This window comes from Variovorax sp. V93 (genome assembly GCF_041154485.1).
In the GTDB taxonomy this organism is placed as follows: domain Bacteria; phylum Pseudomonadota; class Gammaproteobacteria; order Burkholderiales; family Burkholderiaceae_C; genus Variovorax; species Variovorax beijingensis_A.
On the sequence record NZ_AP028669.1, the window covers coordinates 955,741 to 979,762 of the forward strand.

A 24,022-nucleotide genomic window follows, 5' to 3' on the forward strand; every position below is an offset into this window, starting at 1 on the left:
CATGTCCATGACCCCGCAGGAAATCGTCTCCGAGCTCGACAACCACATCGTCGGCCAGCCCGCCGCCAAGCGCGCCGTGGCCATTGCGCTGCGCAACCGCTGGCGCCGCCAGCAGGTCGAGGAGAAGCTGCGCACCGAGATCACGCCCAAGAACATCCTCATGATCGGCCCCACGGGCGTGGGCAAGACCGAGATCGCACGCCGCCTTGCGCGCCTGGCGGATGCGCCCTTCATCAAGGTGGAAGCCACCAAGTTCACCGAGGTGGGCTATGTCGGCAAGGATGTCGACTCGATCGTTCGCGACCTGGCCGAGATTGCCGTCAAGCAGACGCGCGAGGCCGAGAGCGCCAAGGTGCGCGCACGGGCCGAAGATGCCGCCGAGGACCGCATCCTCGACGTGCTGCTGCCTCCCGCGCGCGGCGCCGACGGCGCAACGCCGGCGCTGGACGGCCCCAACCCCACGCGGCAGGCCTTCCGCAAGAAGCTGCGCGAGCACCAGCTCGACGACAAGGAAATCGAGCTCGACCTGGCCGAAGCCCGCGCGCCGCTCGAGATCATGGGCCCGGCCGGCATGGAGGAAATGACCGAGCAGCTGCGCGGCATGTTCGGCCAGCTCGGCGGCGGCAAGCGCAAGACGCGCAAGCTCAAGATCGCCGAGGCGATGCGTCTGCTGATCGACGAGGAAGCGGCCAAGCTCGTCAACGAGGACGAGATCCGCACCCAGGCCATCACCAACGCCGAGCAAAACGGCATCGTCTTCATCGACGAGATCGACAAGGTCGCCACGCGCAGCGAGGCCCAGGGCTCCGACGTGTCGCGGCAGGGCGTGCAGCGCGACCTGCTGCCGCTGGTCGAGGGCACGGCCGTGAGCACCAAGTACGGCGTGGTGCGCACCGACCACATGCTTTTCATCGCGAGCGGCGCCTTCCACCTGAGCAAGCCGAGCGACCTGATTCCCGAGCTGCAGGGGCGCTTTCCGATCCGTGTCGAGCTGCAATCGCTCTCGGTGTCCGATTTCGAGAGCATCCTCACGCAGACCCGCGCCTCGCTCGTGAAGCAGTACCAGGCGCTGCTCGCCACCGAGGGCGTCACGCTCGAATTCACGCCCGACGGCGTGAACCGCCTGGCCACCATCGCGTACGAGGTCAACGAGCGCACCGAGAACATCGGCGCACGCCGTTTGTCGACCGTGATGGAGCGCCTGCTGGATGAGGTAAGCTTCGACGCGACCCGCATCGAGGGGCAGACCATCCGCATCGATGCCGCTTATGTCGACGAGCGCCTTGCGGCACTAAGTCACGACGAAGATCTTTCGCGCTTCATCCTCTGAAGCTGCTTTGCGGCCCCTGTAACGGCGGCCGCGCTTCACGCATCACATTCATTGCGTGAGCTAAGTGCTTAATTCTCAACGAAATTCGCCGATTTCCAGGTTTGGAAATCGGCGCTAAGTCGTTGATTCCATTACAAAAAATAGCACCAACGGCCAGTTGCGTCTGAAGTGTTTCCTGCTACAGTGCAAAAAAGTGCAGTTAAGTGGGAAAAAGTGCGGGTGGTGCCTCTTTCGGGTGCTGCGGCATTCCCAATACAGGGGTTCTGGTCGTGTTTCAAGGCGCTTCATCGCTCAGTCTGGATGCCAAGGGGCGGCTCTCCGTGCCGACCCGGCATCGCGACGTCCTGAGCGCCACGGCGGGCGGCCAGCTCACGATCACCAAGCATCCGCACGGCTGCCTCATGGTGTTCCCGCGTCCCGAGTGGGAGAAATTCAGGGAGCGCATCGCCGCGCTGCCGATGTCGGCACAGTGGTGGAAGCGCGTCTTCCTCGGCAACGCCATGGACGTGGAGATGGACGGCACCGGACGCATCCTGGTGTCGCCCGAACTGCGTGCCGCCACGGGCATCGTGCGCGACACGCTGCTCCTGGGCATGGGCAACCACTTCGAGCTCTGGGACAAGGCGACCTACGAGGCCAAGGAGGCCGAGGCCACCCAGGGCGAGATGCCGGATGTGTTTCAGGACTTCGCGTTCTGAGGACCGACGTGAACACTCCATGGACCCATACGACCGTGATGCTGAACGAAGCGGTGGAAGCCCTTCTTTCCGGCAGCACGGCAGCCACCGGCACCTACGTGGATGCGACCTTCGGGCGTGGAGGGCATGCGCGCGCGATCCTCGCGCGGCTGGCGCCGGAAGGCAGGCTGATCGCATTCGACAAGGATGCGGAAGCGGTGGCCGAAGCAGCGCGCATCTCGGATGCGCGTTTTTCCATCCGGCACCAGGGATTCCGTTCGCTGGGCGAATTGCCCGATGCCAGCGTGGCGGGCGTGCTGATGGACCTGGGCGTGAGTTCGCCGCAAATCGACAACCCGGTGCGCGGTTTCAGTTTTCGTTTCGACGGTCCGCTCGACATGCGCATGGACACCACGCGCGGCGAGAGCGTGGCCGATTGGCTGGCAACGGCCGAACTTCAGCAGATTGCAGAGGTGATCCGTGACTATGGCGAAGAACGGTTTGCTGTTCAGATTGCAAAGGCGATTGTTGCTCGCAGACAAGAACGGGGCGCAATTTCAACCACCACCGAACTGGCCGAGCTCGTGGCTGGCGCGGTCAAAACCCGCGAGCCGGGCCAGAACCCTGCAACGCGCACATTTCAGGCTTTTCGGATTTTCATCAACGCCGAGCTTGAAGAGCTGCAACAGGCGCTAGAGGCAAGTCTTTCCGTGCTGCAACCCGGAGGCCGGCTCGCGGTGATCAGCTTCCATTCGCTGGAAGACCGCATCGTGAAGCAGTTCATCGCCAGGCACTCGAAGGAGGTGTACGACCGCCGCGCGCCGTTCGCCGCCCCCAAGGCCATGAAGCTGCGCGCGCTCGAGCGCATCAAGCCCTCGGCCGAAGAGGTGAGCGGCAACCCGCGCTCGCGCAGCGCGATCCTGCGCGTGGCCGAGCGCACCGCCGAGTCTGTCTGACATGGCCCGCCTCAACCTGCTCCTGCTGCTCGCGGTGGTCGCCTCCGCGCTCTACCTCGTGCACACGCAGTACCTGTCGCGCCAGCTCTACACCGAGCTCGACCGCACCCAGCAGGAAGCCCGCCGGCTCGAGCTCGACCACGACCGGCTGCAGGTGGAAAAGCGCGCGCAGGCTACGCCATTGCGCGTGGAGAAGCTGGCCAAGGAGCAGCTGCAGATGCGCACCACCACGCCGGCCATCACGCAGTACGTGCGGCCCGACGGCACGGTGATCCCGGCCGTGGTGGCGCCGCCGCCGGCGCCGCCTGCGACGCCAGCGGCCAAACCCGTCGCGAGGACCCAGCGATGAGCGCCGCGCCGGGCCGTCCCAAGCAAGCTCGCTCCCGCTCGGCGGGAAGGCGCGCAGCGCCAAGGGTGCACCAATGAGCCGTCGCAGCGTCCGCTACACCACCAGTCCCTTGCTCGCGAGCAAGACGCCTGTCTGGCGCAGCAAGTTCATCGTCGCCGGCATCGCCTTCGGCTTCGTGGTGCTCGCGGGCCGGGCCGCCTACGTGCAGGTGTTCAACAACAGCTTCTTCCAGCGGCAGGGCGAAGTGCGCTTTGCGCGCACGCTCGAGCTGCCGGCCAACCGCGGGCGCATCCTCGACCGCAACGGCCTGATCCTGGCGTCCAGCGTGGTGGCGCCGAGCATCTGGGCCATTCCGGAAGACATCGAGCGCGACGACCCCGAGGTGCGGGCCAAGCTCAAGCAGGTGGCCAAGCTGCTCGAGATGCCGCAGAAGGACTTCGACAAGAAGCTCGAGGACGAGGACAAGACCTTCGTCTGGATCAAGCGCCAGGTCGACGAGCCGATCGCCAAGCAGATTGCTGCGCTCAACCTCAAGGGCATCTACCAGCGCAAGGAATACAAGCGCCAGTACCCCGAGGGCGAGGCCGCGGCGCACGTGGTGGGCTTCACCAACGTCGAGGACAACGGACAGGAAGGCATCGAGCTCTCTTTCAACAAGGAGCTGGCCGGCAAGGCCGGCTCGCGCCGCGTCATCAAGGACCGCCTGGGCCGCGTGGTCGAGGGCGTGGGCGAGCAGGTGCCGCCGGTCGACGGCAAGGACATCCAGCTCAGCGTCGACAGCAAGGTGCAGTTCTTCGCCTACCAGAAGCTGCGCGACGCGGTGACGGCGCGCAAGGCCAAGGCCGGCAGCGTGGTGGTGCTGGATGCGGTCACCGGCGAGGTGCTGGCGCTGGCCAACTATCCGAGCTACGTGCCCGACAAGCGGCAGAACCTCACGGGCGAGCAGCTGCGCAACCGCGCGCTTACCGACACCTTCGAGCCCGGCTCGACCATGAAGCCGATCACCGTGGCCATGGCGCTGGAGGCCGGCCGCGTGAAGCCCTCCACGCTGATCGAGACCTCGCCCGGCCGCTTCCAGCTGGGCGGCTTCACCATCAGCGACACGCACAACTACGGCACGCTCACGGTCGAGGGCGTGATCCAGAAGTCGAGCAACGTGGGTGCGCTCAAGATCGCCCAGAAGATGACCCCGCACGAGATGTGGGACACCTACACGGCGCTCGGCTACGGCCAGAAGCCGCAGATCCAGTTCCCCGGCGCGGTCACGGGGCGCCTGCGCCCGTGGAAGACCTGGAAGCCGGTCGAGCAGGCCACCATGGCCTATGGCTACGGCCTGTCGGCGTCGCTGTTCCAGATGGCGCATTCGTACACCGCCTTCGCGCACGACGGGGCCATCATTCCGGTCACCATCCTCAAGAGCACCGAGTCGCCCGTGGGCGTGCGGGTGTTCTCGCCGTCGAACGCGCTGGCCGTGCGCAAGATGCTGCAGATGGCGGCCGGCCCGGGCGGCACTGGCACGCGCGCGCAGACCATCGGCTACTCGGTCGGCGGCAAGTCGGGCACCGCCCACAAGCAGGTTGGCAAAGGTTACGCGAGCAACAAATATCGCGCCTGGTTCACCGGCATGGCACCGATCGAAAAGCCGCGCATCATCGTCGGCGTGATGATCGACGAGCCGAGCGATGGCCAGTATTTCGGCGGCGTGGCCGCCGCGCCCGTTTTCAGCGAGGTCGTGCAGCAGACCCTGCGCATGATGAACGTTCCGCCCGACCTCGCGGTCAAACCGCTGGTGGTGACGCAAGGCGTCGACGAGAGCTTCTGAGCATGCTGACACTCACTTCCCCCTCGCTCGCCGCGCTCTGGCTCAAGGAGCGCGTGCAGGGCGCGCTGCATGCGGACAGCCGGCCGGTGGGCGCGGGCGACGGCTTCATCGCCTGGCCCGGCGCGGCCACCGACGGGCGCAGGCACGTGGCTTCGGCACTGGCGCAGGGCGCTGCGGCCTGCCTGGTCGAGCACCAGGGCGTGGAGGCCTTCGGCTTCGATGGCGACGAGCGCATTGCAAGCTACCCGGGGCTCAAGGCCGCCACCGGTCCGATCGCATCGGCCTTCTACGACGACCCCTCGGCCGCGCTCGAAGTGCTGGCCGTGACCGGCACCAATGGCAAGACCTCCACCGCATGGTGGCTCGCCGAATCGCTCTCCGCGCTGGCCGTGCCCGGCGGCGTTCGCGCGCCGCGGCTCGACGGCAGCGCCGAGCGCGGCGTGCCTTCTCCCTGCGCGGTGATGGGCACGCTGGGCATCGGCGTGCCGCCGGAGCTCGTCTACACAGGCCTCACCACGCCCGACCCGGTGATGATGCAGCGCGAACTGCGCGCGCTGGTGGAGCGCGGCTTCGGCGCCTGCGCCATCGAAGCCTCGTCGATCGGCATCGCCGAACGCCGGCTCGACGGCGCGCGCATCGCGGTGGCGGTGTTCACCAACTTCACGCAGGACCATCTCGACTACCACGGCAGCATGGAGGCCTACTGGCAGGCCAAGGCCGAGCTGTTCCGCTGGCCCGGCCTGCGCGCCGCGGTGATCAACATCGACGACGTGCACGGCGCCAGCCTGTGCGCGAACCTGCTCGAGGCCGGCATCGGCGCGCTCGACGTCTGGACCGTCTCGGCCGCCGGCGCGCCGGCGCGGCTCATGGCGCGCGACGTCGGCTACGACGCGCAGGGCCTGCGGTTCTCGGTGGCCGAGCACGACAACGACGCCGTGGAGCGCATGTCGACCGGCCTGATCGGCCAGTACAACGTGGCCAACCTGCTGGGCGTGCTCGGCACGCTGCGGGCGCTGGGGCTGTCGCTCGCGCAGGCCGTGACGGCCTGCGCCGGGCTCACCAGCGTGCCGGGCCGCATGGAGCGCGTGGGCGCGGCTGCCAATGCGCCGCTGGCCGTGGTCGACTATGCCCACACGCCCGACGCGCTCGACAAGGCACTGGCCGGCCTGCGCCCGCTCGCGCAGCAGCGCGGCGGCGCGCTCTGGTGCGTGTTCGGCTGCGGCGGCGACCGCGACCCGATCAAGCGCCCGATGATGGCGGCCGTGGCCGAGCGCCAGGCCGACCGCGTGATCGTGACCAGCGACAACCCGCGCAGCGAGAACCCCGACGCGATCATCAGCCAGGTGCTGCTCGGCCTCGCGCGCCCCGAAGCGGCCCAGGTGCAGCCTGACCGCGCGGCCGCCATCGCCGACGCCATTGCGCAGGCCGCACCGCAGGACGTGGTGCTGCTCGCCGGCAAGGGCCATGAAGCCTGGCAGGAAATCGCCGGCCAGCGCATTCCGTTCTCGGACCGCATCCATGCGCTCGATGCACTCACCCGGCGAGGTGCCGCATGAGCCATTCGCCGATGATGTTCACGCTGGCCCAGGCGCAGCAATGGATTCCGGGCGCACGCCTGGTGGGCGACCCGGCAACCACCATTGCCCGCGTCCATACCGACACCCGCACGCTCGCCGAGGGCGACTTGTTCGTGGCGCTCAAGGGCGAACGCTTCGACGCCAACGAATTCCTGGCCGATGCCAAGGCGCGTGGCGCCGTCGCCGCCGTTGCGCACGGCGGCCTCGAGGCGGCCGGCCTGGCCGGCCTCGAGGTGCCCGATTCGCTGGCCGCGCTCGGCGCGCTCGGCGCCGGCTGGCGCGCGCAGTTCGATCTGCCGCTGATCGCCGTGACGGGCAGCAACGGCAAGACGACCGTCACGCAGATGATCGCGGCCGTGCTCGTGGCCTTCAGGGGCGATCGCGCACTCGCGACGGCCGGCAATTTCAACAACGAGATCGGCGTTCCGCTGACGCTGCTGCGCCTGCGCGCGAAGCACCAGCATGCGGTGGTCGAGCTGGGCATGAACCATCCGGGCGAGATCGCACGGCTGGCGGCCATCGCGCGTCCGACCGTCGCGCTGGTCAACAACGCGCAGCGCGAGCACCTGGAGTTCATGGCCACCGTGGAAGCCGTGGCGCTCGAGAACGGCGCGGTGTTTTCCTTCGTGCCGGAGGACGGCACCGCGGTGTTCCCGCATGGCGACGAGTTCGCCCCGCTGTGGAACGACATGGCACGCGAGGTGGCCACGCGCCGCTGCATGACCTTCGGCGAGCAGGAAGACGCCGACATCTCGCTGGTGGCCGCCGAATGGCGGCAGGGCGCATGGCAAGCGCGCATCCGCACGCCGCTGGGCGACTTCGATGCGCAGCTGCACATCGCGGGCCGGCACAACGTCGTCAATGCGCTGGCAGCCACCGCGTGTGCGCTCGCCGCCGGCATTCCGCCCGAAGTCATTGCCCGCGGCCTCACGGCCTTCGCGCCGGTCAAGGGCCGCTCCAAGGCGAGCGCGGTGGTGCTGCCCGGCGGGCATTCGCTCACGCTGGTGGACGACAGCTACAACGCCAATCCCGATTCCGTGCGCGCGGCCATCGACGTGCTTGCGGCCTTGCCCGGCCCGCGCCTGCTGGTGCTCGGCGACATGGGCGAGGTCGGCAACCGCGCGCCCGAGTTCCATGCCGAGGTCGGCGACTGGGCGCGCCAGCGCGGCATCGAGGCCGTGTATGCGCTCGGCGCCGAAACCGCGCACAGCATCGCGGCCTTCAACGGCGGCGACAACGGCCGCCATTTCCCGGACATCGAGGCGCTCGTCGCCGCGGTGCTGGCGCGGCTGCCCCAGGTGGGGAGCGTGCTCGTCAAGGGTTCGCGCTTCATGAAGATGGAGCGCGTGGTGCAGGCGATCGAGCAATCACGACAACAACAAAAGGAGGCCGGTCATGACGCATGAGCCGCGCGACACCACATGCTGATGAGCCTGGCCCAATGGCTGCAGACACTTTCGCCCGAGTTCGGGTTCCTGCGCGTTTTCCAGTACCTCACGTTCCGTGCGCTGATGGCTGCGCTGACGGCGCTGGTCGTCGGTCTGGTGGCCGGCCCCTACGTGATCCGCCGCCTGGCCGCGCTCAAGATCGGCCAGCCGGTGCGCGGCTATGGCATGGAAACGCACCTGACCAAGAGCGGCACGCCCACCATGGGCGGCGTGCTGGTGCTGTTCGCCATCGCCTTCGCCACGCTGATGTGGTTCGACCCCTCCAACCGCTTCGTCTGGATCGTGCTGTGGGTCACGCTGGGCTTCGGCGCCATCGGCTGGGTCGACGACTGGCGCAAGGTGGTGCGCAAGGACCCGGAGGGCATGCGTTCGCGCGAGAAGTATTTCTGGCAGTCGGTGGTCGGCCTGATCGCGGGCTTCTACCTGCTCTTCAGCATCTCGGAGAGCTCGAACTGGCGCGTGCTGCAGCTGTTCTTCGCCTGGGTGCAGTCGGGCTTCGACCTCGACTTTCCGCCCAAGATCAACCTGCTGGTGCCCTTCTTCAAGGAAGTGAGCTATCCGCTCGGCGGCATCGGCTTCGTGATCCTGACCTATCTGGTGATCGTGGGCGCGAGCAACGCGGTCAACCTGACCGACGGCCTGGACGGCCTGGCGATCATGCCGGTGGTGATGGTGGGCTCGGCGCTGGGCGTGTTCGCCTACGTCACGGGCAGCGCGGTGTATTCCAAGTACCTGCTGTTCCCCAACATCCCGGGCTCGGGCGAGCTGCTGGTGTTCTGCTCGGCCATGGCCGGCGCGGGCCTCGCGTTCCTCTGGTTCAACACCCATCCGGCGCAGGTCTTCATGGGCGACGTGGGCGCGCTGGCGCTCGGCGGCGCACTGGGCACCATCGCGGTCATCGTGCGCCAGGAGATTGTGTTCTTCATCATGGGCGGCATCTTCGTGGTCGAGGCGATCTCGGTGATGGCGCAGGTCATGTACTTCAAGTACACCAAGAAGCGCTACGGCGAGGGCCGCCGCGTGCTCAAGATGGCGCCGCTGCACCACCACTTCGAGAAGAGCGGATGGCGCGAGACGCAGGTCGTGGTGCGCTTCTGGATCATCACGATGCTGCTGTGCCTCGTGGGCCTGTCGACGCTGAAGCTGCGGTGAAAAGAAGAGAAATCACATGCGGCACCTGAAAGACCTCCCCGTATTGATCCTCGGCCTCGGTGCGTCCGGGCTGGCGATGGCGCGCTGGTGCGCGCGCCACGGCGCGGCCGTCACGGTGGCCGATACGCGGGAGGCGCCGGCGCTGCTTGCGACGCTTCGGGCGGAATGGCCCGAGGTCGCGTTCATCGGCGGGCCGTTCTCGGCCGCGCTGGTCGAAGGCACACCGATCTGTGCCGTGTACCGCTCGCCGGGGCTGTCCCCCGCGACCATTGCACCGGTCGTCGATGCGGCGCGGGCCGTGGGGCTCGCGGTCGGCGGCGAACTGGATCTGTTTGCACGCGCGCTGCTGGACCTGCGGACCGTCGAGCTGCCCGCGGTCGAAGCGGCAGCTGAAGTGCCGGAAGACGAGCCTGTGGTGGAGGTGCCGGCGGAGCCCGTCGCAGAACTCGAGGCGCAGGGCGAATTGCCACTCGCTGGCGAACCGGCGGAAGCTGTGGCGGCCCCGGCACCGCAAGAGCCGGCAACGCCCGAGATGCCGGAAGCGGCAGAGCCCGCTGCCGATGCGGCAGAAGCCGAACCCGCACCGCCCACCGCGCAGGCCGAAGCCATGCCGCGCGACCCGTCGCTGAGCGTTCCCGCCGCGCCGCCGCCCGAAGAAGAGCAACAGCCGGCGCAGGAAGAGGCGCCGGCAGCCGAGGCGCAAGAAGCCCCCGCGCCGGCACCCGCACCGGCCTCCGCCACCGTGTCGCGCCTGCCGACCCCCGGCCAGCCCTACGTCCCCACGGCCGCCAGGGAGGCCGCCGAGTTCGTCGCGAAGATCGCCGAACTCTCCGCCACCAACCCGGCCTCCGCCGCGGTCGAGGAAGAAGACACGCCGCAGCTCAAGCTGGTGCCGATCGAGGAGCCGCCGGCGCCCAAGGGCTACACGCCCGCGGTGCTCGCCGTCACCGGCACCAACGGCAAGACCACCGTCACCGCGCTCACCGGCCAGCTGGTCGAGCGCGCGGGCAAGAGCGTGGCCGTGGCCGGCAACATCGGGCCGACGCTGCTCGACACCCTGGCCGCGCACATCGATGCCGAGACGCTGCCCGACGTCTGGGTGCTCGAACTCTCGAGCTTCCAGCTGGACGGCGTGCAGGGCTTCGAGCCGACCGCCGCCACGGTGCTCAACCTCACGCAGGACCATCTCGACTGGCATGGCGACATGCCGCATTACGCCGCGGCCAAGGCGCGCATCTTCGGCACGCAGGGGCTCATGGTGCTCAACCGCGACGATCCCGGCGTGATGGCCATGCTGCCTGCGCCCGTCAAGGTGAAGCTGCAGCGCCCGCAGGTTCGTGCCCATGTCACCTTCGGCGCCTCGATGCCGCAGCGCCCCGGCGACTACGGCATCGAACGCGTCAACGGCATGGCCTGGCTGGTGCGCGCACTCGAAGCCGACGAGACGCAGAAGCGCAAGCGCGGCGCGGTGGTCGAGGAAGAAATCTTCCTGCAGCGCCTGCTGCCCGCCGACGTGCTGCGCATCCGCGGCCGCCACAACGCGATGAACGCACTGGCGGCGCTCGCGCTGGCCAGCGCCGCCGGCTGCCCGCTCGGCCCCATGCTTTATGGCCTGCGCGAATACCGCGGCGAGCCGCACCGCGTGGAGCCGATCGCCATCGTCGACGAGGTCGAGTACTTCGACGACAGCAAGGGCACCAACGTCGGTGCAACGGTCGCCGCGCTCAACGGCCTGGGCGAAGACCGGCGCGTGGTCGTGATCCTCGGCGGCGAGGGCAAGGGCCAGGACTTCGAACCGCTGGCCGGGCCCGTGGCGCAGTACGCGCGCGCCGTGGTGCTCATCGGCCGCGATGCGCCGCTGATCGAGCAGGCGCTGGCCGCCACCGGTGCTTCGCTGATGCACGCGGGCTCGATGCAGGAGGCCGTCAAGCTGGCCGCCGCGCGCGCCAACCCCGGCGATGCCGTGCTGCTGTCACCGGCCTGTGCGAGCTTCGACATGTTCAAGGACTACGAGCACCGCGCGGCCGTGTTCCGCGAGGCCGTGCAGGCGCTTGCGGACGACCCGCGCGAGGCGGCCCCGTCGTCGAACGATGCCGACTTTTCCTCGGGAGACCCGGTTTGAACACCACGGCCGCCGGCGCCACGCCCAATGCAAAGACCAGCCGGTTCGGCGGCTGGTTCCGGCGCGCGCGCAGCGGCATCGACTCGCTGCCGGTGCACCTGCCGGTGCGGCTGGGCGGCGCTGGCGTCACGCAGACCAAGGCCGCGCCGATGCGCGTGCTGGGCTTCGACCAGGCGCTGGTCTGGGTCACCGTGGCGCTGCTCACCTGGGGCCTGGTGATGGTCTATTCGGCCTCCATCGCGCTGCCGGACAACCCGCGCTTCGCGCGTGCGGGCTACAGCGCGTCGTTCTTCCTCACGCGGCACGCGGCCTCGGTGGTGTTCGCGTTCATCGCGGCGCTGCTGGCCTTCCAGATTCCCATGAAGACCTGGGAGCGCGCCGCGCCCTGGCTCTTCGTGGCCTCGCTGCTGCTGCTGGTGGCGGTGCTCATTCCGCACATCGGCATCAACGTCAACGGCGCGCGGCGCTGGCTGCCGCTGGGCTTCATGCGCTTCCAGCCGTCCGAGCTCGCCAAGCTCGCGATGGTGCTCTATGCCGCCAGCTACATGGTGCGCAAGATGGAGATCAAGGAACGCTTCTTCCGCGCCGTGCTGCCGATGGGCGTGGCGGTGGTGGTGGTCGGCATGCTGGTGATGGCCGAACCCGACATGGGTGCATTCATGGTGATTGCCGTGATTGCCATGGGCATCCTGTTCCTGGGCGGCGTGAACGCGCGCATGTTCTTCGTGATCGCGGCGCTGGTGGTGGTGGCCTTCGGCACCATCGTGGCCACCAGCTCGTGGCGCCGCGAGCGCATCTTCGCGTACCTCGATCCATGGAGCGAGGAGCACGCGCTGGGCAAGGGCTACCAGCTGTCGCACTCGCTGATCGCCATCGGCCGCGGCGAGGTCTTCGGCGTCGGCCTGGGCGGCAGCGTCGAGAAGCTGCACTGGCTGCCCGAGGCACACACCGACTTCCTGCTCGCGGTGATCGGCGAGGAGTTCGGCCTGGTCGGCGTGCTGCTGATCATCGGCCTGTTCCTCTGGCTGACGCGCCGCGTCATGCACATCGGCCGCCAGGCGATCGCGCTCGACCGCGTGTTCTCGGGCCTCGTGGCGCAGGGCGTGGGCGTGTGGATCGGCTTCCAGGCCTTCATCAACATGGGCGTGAACCTCGGCGCACTGCCAACCAAGGGGCTCACCTTGCCGCTGATGAGCTTCGGCGGCTCGGCCATCCTGATGAACCTGGTGGCGCTCGCTGTCGTGCTGCGCATCGACTACGAGAACCGCGTGTTGATGCGGGGGGGACGCATATGACCGGCCGCACCGCACTCGTCATGGCCGGCGGCACCGGCGGCCACATCTTCCCGGGGCTCGCGGTGGCCGAGGCGCTGCGCGAGCGCGGCTGGCGCGTGCACTGGCTGGGCGCGCCCGGCAGCATGGAAGAAAAGCTCGTGCCGCCGCGCGGCTTTGCCTTCGAGCCGGTGCAGTTCGGCGGCGTGCGCGGCAAGGGGCCGCTCACGCTGTTCCTGCTGCCGCTGCGGCTTCTGCGCGCGTTCTGGCAGAGCATCGGCGTGGTGCGCCGCGTGCAGCCCCACGTCGTCGTCGGCCTGGGCGGCTACATCACCTTTCCGGGCGGAATGATGAGCGTGCTGCTCAACAAGCCGCTGGTGCTGCATGAGCAGAACTCGGTGGCCGGCCTTGCCAACAAGGTGCTGGCGGGTGTGGCCGACCGCGTGTTCACGGCCTTCCCCAACGTGCTGAAGAAGGCGCAGTGGGTGGGCAACCCGCTGCGCGCGGCGTTCACCTCGCAACCCGAGCCGGCCGTGCGCTTCGCAGGCCGCAGCGGACCGCTGCGGCTCCTGGTGGTGGGCGGCAGCCTGGGGGCCAAGGCGCTCAACGCCGTGGTGCCGCAGGCGCTGGCGCGCATCGCGCCGGCCACGCGCCCGCGGGTGCTGCACCAGAGCGGCGCCAAACAGATCGACGAGCTGCGCGCCAACTACGCGGCAGCCGGCGTGGAGGGCGAACTCACGCCCTTCATCGAAGACACCGCGCAGGCCTATGCCGACGCCGACATCATCGTCGCGCGCGCCGGGGCCAGCACCGTGACAGAAATCGCGGCCGTCGGCGCAGCAGCGCTGTTCGTGCCTTTTCCCTCGGCGGTCGACGACCACCAGACCACCAACGCGCGCTTCCTCGTCGACGCGGGCGGCGGCTGGCTGGTGCAGCAGGCCGACCTCACTCCTGAATTGCTGGCTGATTTGCTACAGAAAACCGAGCGCACCGCGCTGATCGACAAGGCCACCAGGGCCAAAACCATGCAGAAGACCGAAGCCGTCGAGGCCGTCGTCCGCGCCTGCGAGGAGCTTGCCAGATGAAGCACGCGATCCGTCACATCCATTTCGTGGGCATCGGCGGCTCGGGCATGAGCGGCATCGCCGAGGTGCTGTTCAACCTGGGCTACCGCATCACCGGTTCCGACCTGGCCGACAGCGCCACCCTGCGCCGGCTCGCGGGCCTGGGCATCGGCACCTTCGTGGGCCATGCCGCTGCGCACATCGACGGCGCGGATGCGGTCGTCACTTCCACCGCGGTGCAGTCGGACAACCCCGAGGTGCTGGCCGCGCGCGAGAAGCGCATTCCCGTGGTGCCGCGTGCGCTGATGCTGGCCGAACTGATGCGGCTCAAGCAGGGCATCGCGATTGCGGGCACGCACGGCAAGACCACCACCACCAGCCTGGTGGCGAGCGTGCTCGATGCGGCCGGGCTCGATCCCACCTTCGTGATCGGCGGGCGCCTGAACAGCGCCGGCGCCAACGCGCAGCTCGGCAGCGGCGACTACATCGTGGTGGAAGCCGACGAGTCGGACGCCTCGTTCCTGAACCTGCTGCCCGTGATGGCAGTGGTCACGAACATCGATGCCGACCACATGGAAACCTACGGGCACGACTTCGCAAGGCTCAAGAAGGCTTTTGTCGACTTTCTGCACCGCATGCCGTTCTATGGCGTGGCCATCCTGTGCACCGACGATCCGGCGGTGCGCGACATCGTGGCCGAAGTCACCTGCCCGGTGACGAGCTACGGCTTCGGCGAGGAAGCCCAGGTACGCGCGATCGACGTGCGCGCGGTGGGCGGCCAGATGCATTTCACGGCCCAGCGGCGCAACGGCGTCACGCTGCCCGACCTGCCGATCGTGCTGAACCTGCCGGGCGAGCACAACGTGCGCAACGCGCTTTCGGTGATCGCGGTGGCGGTGGAGCTCGGCATTCCCGACGAAGCGGTGCAGCGCGGACTGGCCGGCTTCAAGGGCGTGGGCCGACGCTTCCAGAGCTTTGGCGAGGTGGCCGCGCAGGGCGAGCCGGCCGGCAGCTTCACCGTGATCGACGACTACGGCCATCACCCGGTCGAGATGGCCGCGACCATTGCCGCCGCGCGCGGCGCGTTCCCGGGGCGCCGGCTGGTGCTGGCCTTCCAGCCGCACCGCTACACCCGCACGCGCGACTGCTTCGAGGACTTCGTCAAGGTCATCGGCAATGCCGACGCGGTGCTGCTGGGCGAGGTCTATGCCGCGGGGGAGCCGCCCATCGTGGCGGCGGACGGCCGCACGCTGGCGCGCGCCCTGCGCGTGGCCGGCAAGGTGGAGCCGGTGTTCGTCGACGACATCGGCGCCATGCCGCAGGCCATCCTGGACAACGCGCGCGCCGGCGACGTGGTGCTTTGCATGGGTGCGGGCTCCATTGGCGCCGTGCCGGGCAAGGTGGTTGAAATTGCAGCCGCGGCATCGCTGCCGCCAACAACGCGCAGCAGGCGCAAGGGGGAGGCAGCATGAGCCTTCAGGATCCAAAACAATTCGGCAAGGTGGCCGTGCTGTTCGGCGGAAGCTCCGCCGAGCGCGAAATCTCGCTCCTTTCCGGCAATGGCGTGCTCGGGGCGCTGCGCTCGCGCGGTGTCGACGCGCATGCCTTCGATCCCGCCGAGCGCGACCTGGTCGAGCTGCGGCGCGAGGGTTTCGCGCGCTGCTTCATCGCGCTGCACGGCCGGCACGGCGAGGACGGCACGGTGCAGGGCGCGCTCGAGCTGCTCGGCATTCCCTACACCGGCTCGGGCGTGATGGCTTCGAGCGTGGCCATGGACAAAGTCATGACCAAGCGCATCTGGCAGGCCGACGGGCTGCCGACGCCCAGGTACGTGCGCCTGGCCTTCGACCAGCAAAGCCGCGAGCAGATCCGCGCCGTGCCCGACGTGCTCGGGCTGCCGCTCATCGTGAAGCCGCCGCGCGAGGGCTCGTCGATCGGCGTGACCAAGGTCGAAGGCTACTCGCAGATGCAGGATGCCGTGGCGCTGTCGGCGAAGTACGACGCCGACGTGCTGTGCGAGGAGTTCATCGAAGGCGAGGAAGTGACCTGCGCCGTGCTCGGCAGCGGCCTCGACGCCCGTGCGCTGCCCGTGGTGCGCATTGCCGCGCCCGAAGGCGCCTACGACTACCAGAACAAGTACTTCACCGACGACGTGAAGTACCACTGCCCGAGCGGCCTGCCCGAAGCCGAGGAGCACGAGATCCAGCGCATCACGCTGGCCGCGTACCACACACTCGGCTGCCGCGGCTGGGGCCGCGCCGACGTGATGATTCGCGCGAGCGACCGCAAGCCTTTCCTGCTCGAGATGAACACCTCGCCCGGCATGACCAGCCATTCGCTGGTGCCCATGTCGGCGCGCGCATCGGGCATCGCCTACGAAGACCTGTGCCTGCGCGTGCTGGCCTCGGCTTCGCTGGATGCCGCGGGGGGAGCGCAATAGCCATGGCCGACAGCATTCCCGTGCCCTTCGACGTCAAGCTCATGAACATCGTCTCGAACCTGGCGTTCGTGGTGGTGGCGCTCATGCTGCTGGCGGCGGGCGCATGGTGGGTGCTGCGCCAGCCGTTCTTTCCGATCGGCGGCATCAAGGTCGATGGCGACGTGACGCACAACAACGCCGTGACGCTGCGCGCCAACGTCGCGCCGCAGCTCGCGGGCAACTTCTTCACCGTCGACCTGGCACGTGCGAGAACCGCCTTCGAGTCGGTGCCCTGGGTGCGCAAGGCGGTGGTGCGGCGCGAGTTCCCGAACAAGCTGCGCGTGACGCTGACCGAGCAGGTGCCGGTGGCCAACTGGGGCGACGAGGCCGGCTCGAAGCTGATCAACGGCTTTGGCGAGGTGTTCGAAGCCAACGTGGCCGAGGTGGACGACCGGCTGCCGCGGCTCGACGGTCCCATCGAGCAGGCCGGGCAGGTGCTTGGCATGTACCGCGTGATTGCGCCGCTGTTCCCGCCCTACGACTTCAGCGTGGAAGAACTCACGCTGTCGAGCCGGGGCAGCTGGAAGGCGGTGCTGGACACCGGCGCCGAGATCGAGCTGGGCCGCGGCCAGGCCGAGGAGGTGACGGCCCGCACGCAGCGTTTCCTGAAGACCGTGACCCAGGTCGCGGGCCAGTACCGCCGCACCGCGGCGGACGTCGAGGGGGCCGACCTGCGGCACAACGACGCCTATGCGCTGCGTCTTCGCGGCGTCACCACGGTCGTTGCCGACCCCAAGACGAAGAAGAAATAGATAGCGAATACCGAGGACATTCAATGCCCAAAGAATACAAAGACCTGGTTGTCGGACTCGACATCGGAACCGCCAAGGTGATGGTGGTCGTCGCCGAGGTGCTGCCCGGCGGCGAACTCAAGCTGGCGGGGCTCGGCATCGCGCCGAGCAACGGCCTCAAGCGAGGCGTGGTGGTGAACATCGACGCCACGGTGCAGAGCATCCAGCAGGCCTTGAAGGAGGCCGAGCTGATGGCCGACTGCAAGATCAGCCGCGTCTACACCGGCATCACCGGCAGCCACATCCGCGGCATCAATTCGAGCGGCATGGTGGCGGTGAAGGACAAGGAGGTCACGCCCGCCGACGTGGCCCGCGTGGTGGAAACCGCGCGCGCCATCAACATCTCGAGCGACCAGCGCCTGCTGCTGGTGGAGCCGCAGGAATTCGTGATCGACGGGCAGGACGTGAAGGAGCCGATCGGCATGAGCGGCATGCGGCTCGAGGCCAAGGTGCACATCGTGACCGGCGCGCAGAGCGCGGCCGAGAACATCATCAAGTGCGTGCGCCGCTGCGGCCTCGAGGTCGACCAGCTGATGCTCAATCCGCTGGCCTCCAGCCAGGCGGTGCTGACCGAGGACGAGCGCGAGCTCGGCGTGGTGCTGGTGGACATCGGCGCGGGCACCACCGACGTGGCCATCTTCACCAACGGCGCGATCCGCCACACGGCGGTGATCCCGATCGCGGGCGACCTGATCACCAGCGACATCGCGATGGCGCTGCGCACGCCCACCAAGGACGCGGAAGACATCAAGGTCGAAAACGGCTATGCCAAGCAGCTGCTGGCCGACCCCGACACGCAGGTGGAAGTGCCGGGCCTGGGCGACCGCGGTCCGCGCATGCTGAGCAAGCAGGCGCTGGCCGGCGTGATCGAGCCGCGCATCGAGGAGATCTTCTCGCTGGTGCAGCAAGTGGTGCGCGAGTCGGGCTACGAAGAGGTGCTGTCCTCGGGCGTGGTGCTCACGGGCGGCAGCGCGGTGATGCCCGGCATGGTCGAGCTCGGCGAGGACATCTTCCTGAAGCCGGTGCGGCGCGGCATTCCGAAGTATTCGAGCGCGCTCTCCGACATGGTGGCGCAGCCGCGCGCCGCCACCGTGATGGGCCTGCTCGAGGAAGCACGCTTCGCACGCATGCGCGGCTTCAAGGTCGCGCAGAAGAACGGATCCGTAAAGACTGCGTTCGGGCGTTTCAAGGACTTCATCGTGGGGAACTTCTGACCATGAACCACTCCCCACTCTGGCTCGCACGCGGCGGTCCGCCCTTGCATTTCAACGAGCGATGGCGGCGCACGGGTCCACCGCCGCGACGACAGCTTCGTTGAACTCGTCAAGACACCAGAAAAATTCATAGATACACAACGGCAACTGCAAATTCAAGGAGTTAGAAATGACCATCGAAATGATCGAAGTCGAAGAATTCAACCAAGGCACCCAGATCAAGGTGATCGGCGTCGGCGGCGGCGGCGGCAATGCCGTCGCGCACATGATGGAGCGCGGCGTGCAGGGCGTGCAGTTCGTCTGCGCCAACACCGACGCGCAGGCGCTCCAGCGCAGCAACGCGCACAAGATCATCCAGCTGGGCACCAGCGGACTGGGCGCGGGCAGCAAGCCCGACAAGGGCCGTGACGCGGCCGAAGCCGCGGTGGACGACATCCGCGCGGCCATCGACGGCGCGCACATGCTTTTCATCACGGCCGGCATGGGCGGCGGCACCGGTACCGGCGCCGCACCGGTGATCGCGCGCGTGGCCAAGGAGATGGGCATCCTCACCGTGGGCGTGGTGACCAAGCCCTTCGACTGGGAAGGCGGCCGCCGCATGACCAACGCCGACGCCGGCCTGGCCGAGCTCGAGGCCAACGTCGACTCGCTGATCGTGGTGCTCAACGAGAAGCTGCTCGACGTGCTGGGCGAGGACATCACCCAGGACGAAGCCTTCGCGCATGCCAACGACGTGCTCAAGAACGCGGTGGGCGGCATCTCGGAAATCATCAACGAGTACGGCGGCGTGAACGTCGACTTCGAAGACGTGCGCACCGTGATGGGCGAGCCCGGCAAGGCCATGATGGGCACGGCCGCTGCTGCCGGCCCGGACCGCGCGCGCATTGCCGCCGAGCAGGCCGTGGCCTGCCCGCTGCTCGAAGGCATCGACCTCTCGGGCGCCAAGGGCGTGCTGGTGCTGGTGACCGCATCGAAGGGCTCGCTGAAGCTCAACGAGTCGAAGCTCGCGATGAACACCATCCGCGCCTACGCCTCGCCCGATGCGCACGTGATCTATGGCGCGGCCTACGACGAGAGCCTGGGCGACCAGATGCGCGTGACGGTGGTCGCCACCGGCCTGTCGCGCGCCGATGCGCGCCGCCAGGCACCGACGCTCGAAGTGATCCGCACCGGCACCGACAACATCCCGTTCAACGTGCCCACGCTCGGCGCCGGCCATGCGGGCCACGCCGGCCACGGCGGCGGCAACCAGCCGAACTACGACGGCATGGCCGTTCCCAGCGTGTGGCGCACGAACCGCACCATGGCCGCGGCCAAGGTGGACGCGCTGTCGTCGGGCGGCATGGACGATTTCGAGATCCCGGCATTCCTGCGCCGTCAGGCTGATTGACGGCAAGGCAACCGAACGCAGAGGGCACGAAGGTTCGCAAGGGGTACGGGGAAGACCTGAAAGGGACTTCTGCCGGCTCTAGGCGCTGCGTCCGCTTCGTGCCCTTTGCGTCCATCGCCGGTCGGTGGGCATAGAACCCATGTCTATCGCTGCCATAGCGAGGGGAATAGCGCGACACGGGCGCCGCGCGCCTAAAATCTTCGGCGTGCTGCAACAACGAACCCTCAAGTCGATCAGCCGCGCCGTGGGCGTGGGGCTTCACAGCGGCCAGCGCGTGGAACTCACGCTGCGCCCCGCTCCGGTGGACACCGGCATCGTGTTCCGGCGCGTCGACCTGCCCGAGCCGGTCGACATCCGCATGACCGCCGAAGCGGTGACCGACACGCGCCTGGCCTCCACCGTCTCGACCGGCGGCGCCAAGGTGCAGACGGTCGAGCACCTGATGTCGGCCTGCGCCGGCCTCGGGATCGACAACCTCTACATCGACATCACGGCCGACGAAGTGCCGATCCTCGACGGGTCGGCCTCGTCCTTCGTGTTCCTGCTGCAAAGCGCGGGCATCGAGCTGCAGAAGGCGCCGCGCCGCTTCATCCGCGTGACGCGCAAGGTCGAGGTGCGCGAGGGCGAGGGCGCCAACGAGAAGTGGGCGAGCCTGGAGCCCTACCACGGCTACAAGCTGAGCTTCGAGATCGACTTCGACCACCGCGTGGTCAATTCCACCGGCCAGCGCGTGGAGTTCGACCTCGGCACCGACTCCTACAGCCGCGACATCGCACGCGCGCGCACCTTCGGCTTCACCAAGGAAGTGGAATACATGCGCAGCAAGGGCCTGGCGCTCGGCGGCGGCCTGGACAACGCCATCGTGATGGACGACACCAAGGTGCTCAATGCCGGGGGCCTGCGCTACGACGACGAGTTCGTGAAGCACAAGATCCTCGACGCCATGGGCGACCTCTACATCATCGGCAAGCCGCTGCTCGCGGCCTACACCGCGTTCCGCTCGGGCCATGCGCTCAACAACAAGCTGCTGCGCGAACTGCTGGCCCACAGCGACGCCTACGAGGTCGTCACCTTCGAAGACGAAAAGCGCGCACCGCGCGGCTTCGGCGAAGTGGCGCGGGCCTGGTAGGCCGCGTTCGCAATGCTTCTCTTCCGCTGGGCCATCCTGCTGCTTCTGCTGGTGGCGGGCGTGTCGTTTGCGTTCTATGCGGGCACGGGCCAGGCCAAGTACCGGCGCTTCGGCTGGATCGTGCTCAAGTGGACGCTGCTTGCGGCCTTCGGCTTCTTCGCGGTGCTGATTGCCGAACGCGTGGTGTGATCTGGCTCGTCCCCAGGCTGCGCGGCACTTCGTGGCCGGTGATCGATCTCAGTCGGCCAGGGTCTGCAACGCCTGCACCTGCTGCGCCAGCAGCGGCCCCCTGCGGTGCGCGGGCACCAGCAGCATGAGCGTGTCGCCCAGTGCCTTCGGCCGTCCCCAGGGCGCATGCAGCCTGCCTTGCGCGAGCAGCGGCGCCACCAGCCGCTCGCGGCCCATCAGCACGCCTTCGCCGTCGAGCGCCGCCTGCAGCGCGAGGCTGTAGAGCGAGAAGTCCGGGCCGGCGGCCAGCGCATCGGCCTCGGCTGCGTTGATACCGGGACGCACGGCCTGCAGCCAGCGCGCCCAGTCGTCGTGCCACACGGTGTCGTGCAGTCCGCCGCAGCGGGCCAGTACATCGACCAGGTCGTCGAGCGCGCGCGGGCGCCCGCTTGGCAGCGCCTGCTGGAGGCGCGGGCTGCACACCGGCACCAGCCGGTCGCGCGCGAGCGCCATGCCTTGCGCGCCGACGGCGGTTTCGATGCGATCGCCGGCACGTGCATAGAAGAGGCCGAGGTCGAAGGGTTCGCGCCGGAAGTTCGGCGGCTGCTCGAGCGCCGTCACGGACACCTGCACGCCGGGCAGCGCCGCCTTCAGCCGCGAAAGCCGCGGCGACAGCCACAGCTGCGCCATCGCCGGCAGGGCCGCGACCTGCAGCGTGCTGCGGCGCGCGGCAGTCTGCGTCTCGTGCCGCAGCGCCTGCACCGCGAGGCCGAGCTGGTCGACCGCGGCGCTGAGGGCGGGCAGTGCGCGCCGTCCGTGCGCGCTGAGGCGGATGCCCTGGCTGTGGCGTTCGAACAGCGCACCGCCGGCCCAGGTCTCCAGCGCCTTGATCTGCTGCGCGACGGCGGCCGGCGTGACGAACAGCTCCTCGGCCGCACGCGCAAAGCTGCCATGGCGTGCCGCAGCCTCGAAGGCGCGAACGGCTGTGTGCGGGGGCAGGCGAGGGCGGGGTGGTGCGAGGGGCATGCGGCGTGGAGGCCCAAGTTTTTCTATCGCTCGGGCCCAGATTATCCGTGTTGCCCGCAGTGATGGCGCAGGCGACCATGCGGCCACCTGCCACTTCCAGCGAGATCTGCCGCATGCCTGCCGCCCTCCAACGCCGTTCCTGGGTTCCCGCTGCCAGCGAAGACCATGTGCTCGCGATTGCCGCCGATGCCGCCGCGCGCGATGCGGCGGGCGTGGCCGCCGAGATCGAAAGGCTCGCGGACGACAACCACCGCATCCACGACCGCGAAGGCCTGAACCTCAACCCCGCCACCAACGTGATGAATCCTGCCGCCGAGGCGCTGCTGTCGCGCGGGCTCGGCTCGCGGGCATCGCTGGGCTACCCGGGCGACAAGTACGAAGTGGGGCTGGAGGCCATCGAGCGCATCGAGGTCATCGCGGCCGAGCTGGCCGCCGAGGTGTTCGGCTCGAAGTTTGCCGAAGTGCGCGTGAGCTCCGGCGCGCTGTCGAACCTCTATGTGTTCATGGCGACCTGCCGGCCCGGCGACACGATCATCGCGCCGCCGCCGGCCATCGGCGGCCACGTCACGCACCATGCGGCCGGCGCGGCCGGGCTCTATGGATTGAAGACGGTGTCCGCGCCGGTCGATGCCGACGGCTACACGGTCGATGTCACGGCGCTGGCCAGGCTCGTGCGCGAGGTCAAGCCGAAGCTCATCACCATCGGCGGCAGCCTGAACCTGTTTCCGCACCCGGTGCCGGCGATCCGCGAGATCGCGGACAGCGTGGGCGCGAAGCTGTTGTTCGATGCCGCGCATCTTTCGGGCATGGTGGCCGGCAAGGCCTGGCCGCAGCCGCTCGAGGAGGGCGCGCATGCGATCACCATGAGCACCTACAAGAGCCTCGGCGGTCCGGCCGGCGGGCTGATCGTGTCGAACGATGCGGCGCTGATGGAGCGCATCGATGCCATCGCCTATCCCGGCCTCACGGCCAACTCCGATGCGGGGCGCACCGCGGCGCTGGCGCGCGGGCTGCTCGACTGGAAGGTGCACGGCACGGCCTACGCCTCGGCGATGCGCGAGACCGCGCAGGCGCTGGCACGCGCGCTCGACGCCGAGGGCCTGCCGGTGTTCGCGAAGGCGCGCGGCTTCACGCAGTCGCACCAGTTCGCGCTCGAGGCCGCGCCTTGGGGCGGTGGGCAGCGCGCCGCGAGGAAACTGGCCGGGGGTGGCTTGCTGGCCTGCGGCATTGGCCTGCCGATCGCACCGGTGGAGGGAGACATCAACGGCCTGCGCCTGGGCGTGCCGGAGATCGTGCGGCTCGGCTTCACGCCCGACGACATGCCGCAGCTTGCGTCGTGGATCGCGCGTGCGCTGGAAGGCGATGCGGCGTCCGTGGCCGCCGAGGTGCGCGAGCGCCGCACCCGGCTGGGCGGCCTGCGCTACATCGTGCGCTGAGTCAGCGCGAACGGCCCTGCCGGTAGGTGCCGGCGTGCGTCTTCGACAGCTCGGCCGCCTCGGCCAGACGCGCCATCGACCGGCCCACCTGCGCATGCGTGATGGCTATGCCCAGCGCGTCGGCCGCATCGGCGCCCGGCAGGCCCGGCAGGTCGAGCAGGCGCTTCACCATTTCCTGCACCTGCGCCTTGGCGGCCTGGCCGTGGCCCGCCACCGCCTTCTTCATCTGCAGTGCGGTGTACTCGGCCACCGTGAGCTTGCTGTTGACCAGCGAGGTCACGCAGGCGCCGCGCGCCTGGCCCAGCAGCAGCGTCGACTGCGGATTGACGTTGACGAAAATGATCTCGACCGCCGAGGCATCGGGCTGGTAGCGCGCGGCGATTTCCGCAATGCCGTCGAACAGCACCTTGAGCCGCGCCGGCAGGTTGCCGCTGCCCAGGTGGCGCGTGCTGATGGTGCCGCTGGCCACGTAGCGCAGCGCATGGCCGTCCGAATCGACCACGCCGAAACCGGTGGTCAGGAGGCCGGGGTCGATGCCAAGAATGCGCATGTCAGTTTTCCACCGCGCTGTGGGCGACCCACGAGCATGAAACCGACACGGCCCCAGGCCAGGAACACCGC

Annotated in this window: 21 protein-coding genes; 19 read left to right on the forward strand and 2 right to left on the reverse strand. The window is 68.7% G+C overall.

The window, feature by feature from the left end:
• The first annotated feature begins 1 nt into the window (after window position 1).
• The 18 genes from hslU to ACAM54_RS04355 all read left to right on the forward strand — a co-directional run bounded on the left by hslU (window position 2) and on the right by ACAM54_RS04355 (window position 20,960).
• A complete protein-coding gene (gene hslU, locus ACAM54_RS04270; protein WP_369649953.1) occupies window positions 2-1,330 on the forward strand; it encodes an ATP-dependent protease ATPase subunit HslU in 1,329 nt (442 codons plus the stop codon).
• A 269-nt stretch (window positions 1,331-1,599) separates the two neighbouring features.
• Entirely contained in the window at window positions 1,600-2,028 is a 429-nt protein-coding gene (gene mraZ / locus ACAM54_RS04275) for a division/cell wall cluster transcriptional repressor MraZ (protein WP_012746060.1), read from the forward strand.
• Window positions 2,029-2,036: 8 nt separating this feature from the next.
• Window positions 2,037-2,963, forward strand: a complete 927-nt coding sequence (gene rsmH / locus ACAM54_RS04280; protein WP_369649954.1) for a 16S rRNA (cytosine(1402)-N(4))-methyltransferase RsmH — start codon at window positions 2,037-2,039, stop codon at window positions 2,961-2,963.
• Window position 2,964: 1 nt separating this feature from the next.
• The gene (gene ftsL / locus ACAM54_RS04285) at window positions 2,965-3,312 is read left to right on the forward strand and encodes a cell division protein FtsL (protein WP_145740650.1); all 348 of its coding nucleotides are present in this window, start codon (window positions 2,965-2,967) and stop codon (window positions 3,310-3,312) included.
• A 73-nt stretch (window positions 3,313-3,385) separates the two neighbouring features.
• A complete protein-coding gene (locus ACAM54_RS04290) occupies window positions 3,386-5,134 on the forward strand; it encodes a penicillin-binding protein 2 (RefSeq protein ID WP_145740652.1) in 1,749 nt (582 codons plus the stop codon).
• Window positions 5,135-5,136: 2 nt separating this feature from the next.
• Window positions 5,137-6,690, forward strand: a complete 1,554-nt coding sequence (locus tag ACAM54_RS04295; RefSeq protein WP_369649955.1) for a Mur ligase family protein — start codon at window positions 5,137-5,139, stop codon at window positions 6,688-6,690.
• Complete coding sequence (gene murF / locus ACAM54_RS04300; RefSeq protein WP_369649956.1) at window positions 6,687-8,117, forward strand: UDP-N-acetylmuramoyl-tripeptide--D-alanyl-D-alanine ligase; 1,431 nt, start codon at window positions 6,687-6,689, stop codon at window positions 8,115-8,117. The genes ACAM54_RS04295 and murF overlap by 4 nt, the downstream gene beginning before the upstream one ends.
• Before the next feature lie 15 nt (window positions 8,118-8,132).
• Window positions 8,133-9,311 (forward strand): phospho-N-acetylmuramoyl-pentapeptide-transferase, encoded by a 1,179-nt coding sequence (gene mraY, locus ACAM54_RS04305; protein ID WP_145740656.1) that lies wholly within the window; start codon window positions 8,133-8,135, stop codon window positions 9,309-9,311.
• Window positions 9,312-9,327: 16 nt separating this feature from the next.
• Window positions 9,328-11,433: a UDP-N-acetylmuramoyl-L-alanine--D-glutamate ligase gene (murD, locus tag ACAM54_RS04310; RefSeq protein ID WP_192323177.1), complete on the forward strand. Its 2,106-nt coding sequence runs from the start codon at window positions 9,328-9,330 to the stop codon at window positions 11,431-11,433.
• Entirely contained in the window at window positions 11,430-12,728 is a 1,299-nt protein-coding gene (gene ftsW / locus ACAM54_RS04315; RefSeq protein WP_145740659.1) for a putative lipid II flippase FtsW, read from the forward strand. The genes murD and ftsW overlap by 4 nt, the downstream gene beginning before the upstream one ends.
• Window positions 12,725-13,789, forward strand: a complete 1,065-nt coding sequence (gene murG, locus ACAM54_RS04320) for an undecaprenyldiphospho-muramoylpentapeptide beta-N-acetylglucosaminyltransferase (protein ID WP_369649957.1) — start codon at window positions 12,725-12,727, stop codon at window positions 13,787-13,789. The genes ftsW and murG overlap by 4 nt, the downstream gene beginning before the upstream one ends.
• Window positions 13,786-15,240: a UDP-N-acetylmuramate--L-alanine ligase gene (gene murC, locus ACAM54_RS04325; RefSeq protein WP_369649958.1), complete on the forward strand. Its 1,455-nt coding sequence runs from the start codon at window positions 13,786-13,788 to the stop codon at window positions 15,238-15,240. Before murG ends, murC begins: the two co-directional genes overlap by 4 nt.
• Entirely contained in the window at window positions 15,237-16,208 is a 972-nt protein-coding gene (locus ACAM54_RS04330; protein ID WP_145740664.1) for a D-alanine--D-alanine ligase, read from the forward strand. The genes murC and ACAM54_RS04330 overlap by 4 nt, the downstream gene beginning before the upstream one ends.
• A gap of 2 nt (window positions 16,209-16,210) precedes the next feature.
• The gene (locus ACAM54_RS04335; protein WP_012746072.1) at window positions 16,211-16,999 is read left to right on the forward strand and encodes a cell division protein FtsQ/DivIB; all 789 of its coding nucleotides are present in this window, start codon (window positions 16,211-16,213) and stop codon (window positions 16,997-16,999) included.
• 23 nt (window positions 17,000-17,022) lie between these two features.
• A complete protein-coding gene (gene ftsA, locus ACAM54_RS04340) occupies window positions 17,023-18,252 on the forward strand; it encodes a cell division protein FtsA (RefSeq protein WP_007832444.1) in 1,230 nt (409 codons plus the stop codon).
• A 169-nt stretch (window positions 18,253-18,421) separates the two neighbouring features.
• A complete protein-coding gene (ftsZ, locus tag ACAM54_RS04345) occupies window positions 18,422-19,642 on the forward strand; it encodes a cell division protein FtsZ (protein ID WP_012746073.1) in 1,221 nt (406 codons plus the stop codon).
• A gap of 205 nt (window positions 19,643-19,847) precedes the next feature.
• The gene (lpxC, locus tag ACAM54_RS04350) at window positions 19,848-20,771 is read left to right on the forward strand and encodes a UDP-3-O-acyl-N-acetylglucosamine deacetylase (protein WP_012746074.1); all 924 of its coding nucleotides are present in this window, start codon (window positions 19,848-19,850) and stop codon (window positions 20,769-20,771) included.
• A gap of 12 nt (window positions 20,772-20,783) precedes the next feature.
• Entirely contained in the window at window positions 20,784-20,960 is a 177-nt protein-coding gene (locus tag ACAM54_RS04355) for a hypothetical protein (protein WP_012746075.1), read from the forward strand.
• A gap of 48 nt (window positions 20,961-21,008) precedes the next feature.
• Here the strand turns inward: ACAM54_RS04355 and ACAM54_RS04360 are convergent, their stop codons facing one another.
• Entirely contained in the window at window positions 21,009-21,965 is a 957-nt protein-coding gene (locus tag ACAM54_RS04360; RefSeq protein ID WP_369649959.1) for a LysR family transcriptional regulator, read from the reverse strand.
• A gap of 113 nt (window positions 21,966-22,078) precedes the next feature.
• Between ACAM54_RS04360 and glyA the strand changes: the two genes are divergently transcribed.
• A complete protein-coding gene (gene glyA / locus ACAM54_RS04365; protein WP_369649960.1) occupies window positions 22,079-23,401 on the forward strand; it encodes a serine hydroxymethyltransferase in 1,323 nt (440 codons plus the stop codon).
• A gap of 1 nt (window position 23,402) precedes the next feature.
• Here the strand turns inward: glyA and ruvC are convergent, their stop codons facing one another.
• Complete coding sequence (gene ruvC / locus ACAM54_RS04370) at window positions 23,403-23,951, reverse strand: crossover junction endodeoxyribonuclease RuvC (protein ID WP_145740669.1); 549 nt, start codon at window positions 23,949-23,951, stop codon at window positions 23,403-23,405.
• Between the last annotated feature and the right edge of the window lie 71 nt (window positions 23,952-24,022).

Coding starts and splice junctions, on each gene's coding strand:
- hslU (WP_369649953.1), top strand. CDS start 2: ATGTCCATGACCCCGCAGGAAATCGTCTCCGAGCTCGACAACCACATC.
- ftsL (WP_145740650.1), top strand. CDS start 2,965: ATGGCCCGCCTCAACCTGCTCCTGCTGCTCGCGGTGGTCGCCTCCGCG.
- ACAM54_RS04290 (WP_145740652.1), top strand. CDS start 3,386: ATGAGCCGTCGCAGCGTCCGCTACACCACCAGTCCCTTGCTCGCGAGC.
- ACAM54_RS04295 (WP_369649955.1), top strand. CDS start 5,137: ATGCTGACACTCACTTCCCCCTCGCTCGCCGCGCTCTGGCTCAAGGAG.
- murF (WP_369649956.1), top strand. CDS start 6,687: ATGAGCCATTCGCCGATGATGTTCACGCTGGCCCAGGCGCAGCAATGG.
- mraY (WP_145740656.1), top strand. CDS start 8,133: ATGCTGATGAGCCTGGCCCAATGGCTGCAGACACTTTCGCCCGAGTTC.
- murD (WP_192323177.1), top strand. CDS start 9,328: ATGCGGCACCTGAAAGACCTCCCCGTATTGATCCTCGGCCTCGGTGCG.
- murG (WP_369649957.1), top strand. CDS start 12,725: ATGACCGGCCGCACCGCACTCGTCATGGCCGGCGGCACCGGCGGCCAC.
- murC (WP_369649958.1), top strand. CDS start 13,786: ATGAAGCACGCGATCCGTCACATCCATTTCGTGGGCATCGGCGGCTCG.
- ACAM54_RS04330 (WP_145740664.1), top strand. CDS start 15,237: ATGAGCCTTCAGGATCCAAAACAATTCGGCAAGGTGGCCGTGCTGTTC.
- ACAM54_RS04335 (WP_012746072.1), top strand. CDS start 16,211: ATGGCCGACAGCATTCCCGTGCCCTTCGACGTCAAGCTCATGAACATC.
- ftsA (WP_007832444.1), top strand. CDS start 17,023: ATGCCCAAAGAATACAAAGACCTGGTTGTCGGACTCGACATCGGAACC.
- ftsZ (WP_012746073.1), top strand. CDS start 18,422: ATGACCATCGAAATGATCGAAGTCGAAGAATTCAACCAAGGCACCCAG.
- ACAM54_RS04355 (WP_012746075.1), top strand. CDS start 20,784: ATGCTTCTCTTCCGCTGGGCCATCCTGCTGCTTCTGCTGGTGGCGGGC.
- ACAM54_RS04360 (WP_369649959.1), bottom strand. CDS start 21,965: ATGCCCCTCGCACCACCCCGCCCTCGCCTGCCCCCGCACACAGCCGTT.
- glyA (WP_369649960.1), top strand. CDS start 22,079: ATGCCTGCCGCCCTCCAACGCCGTTCCTGGGTTCCCGCTGCCAGCGAA.
- ruvC (WP_145740669.1), bottom strand. CDS start 23,951: ATGCGCATTCTTGGCATCGACCCCGGCCTCCTGACCACCGGTTTCGGC.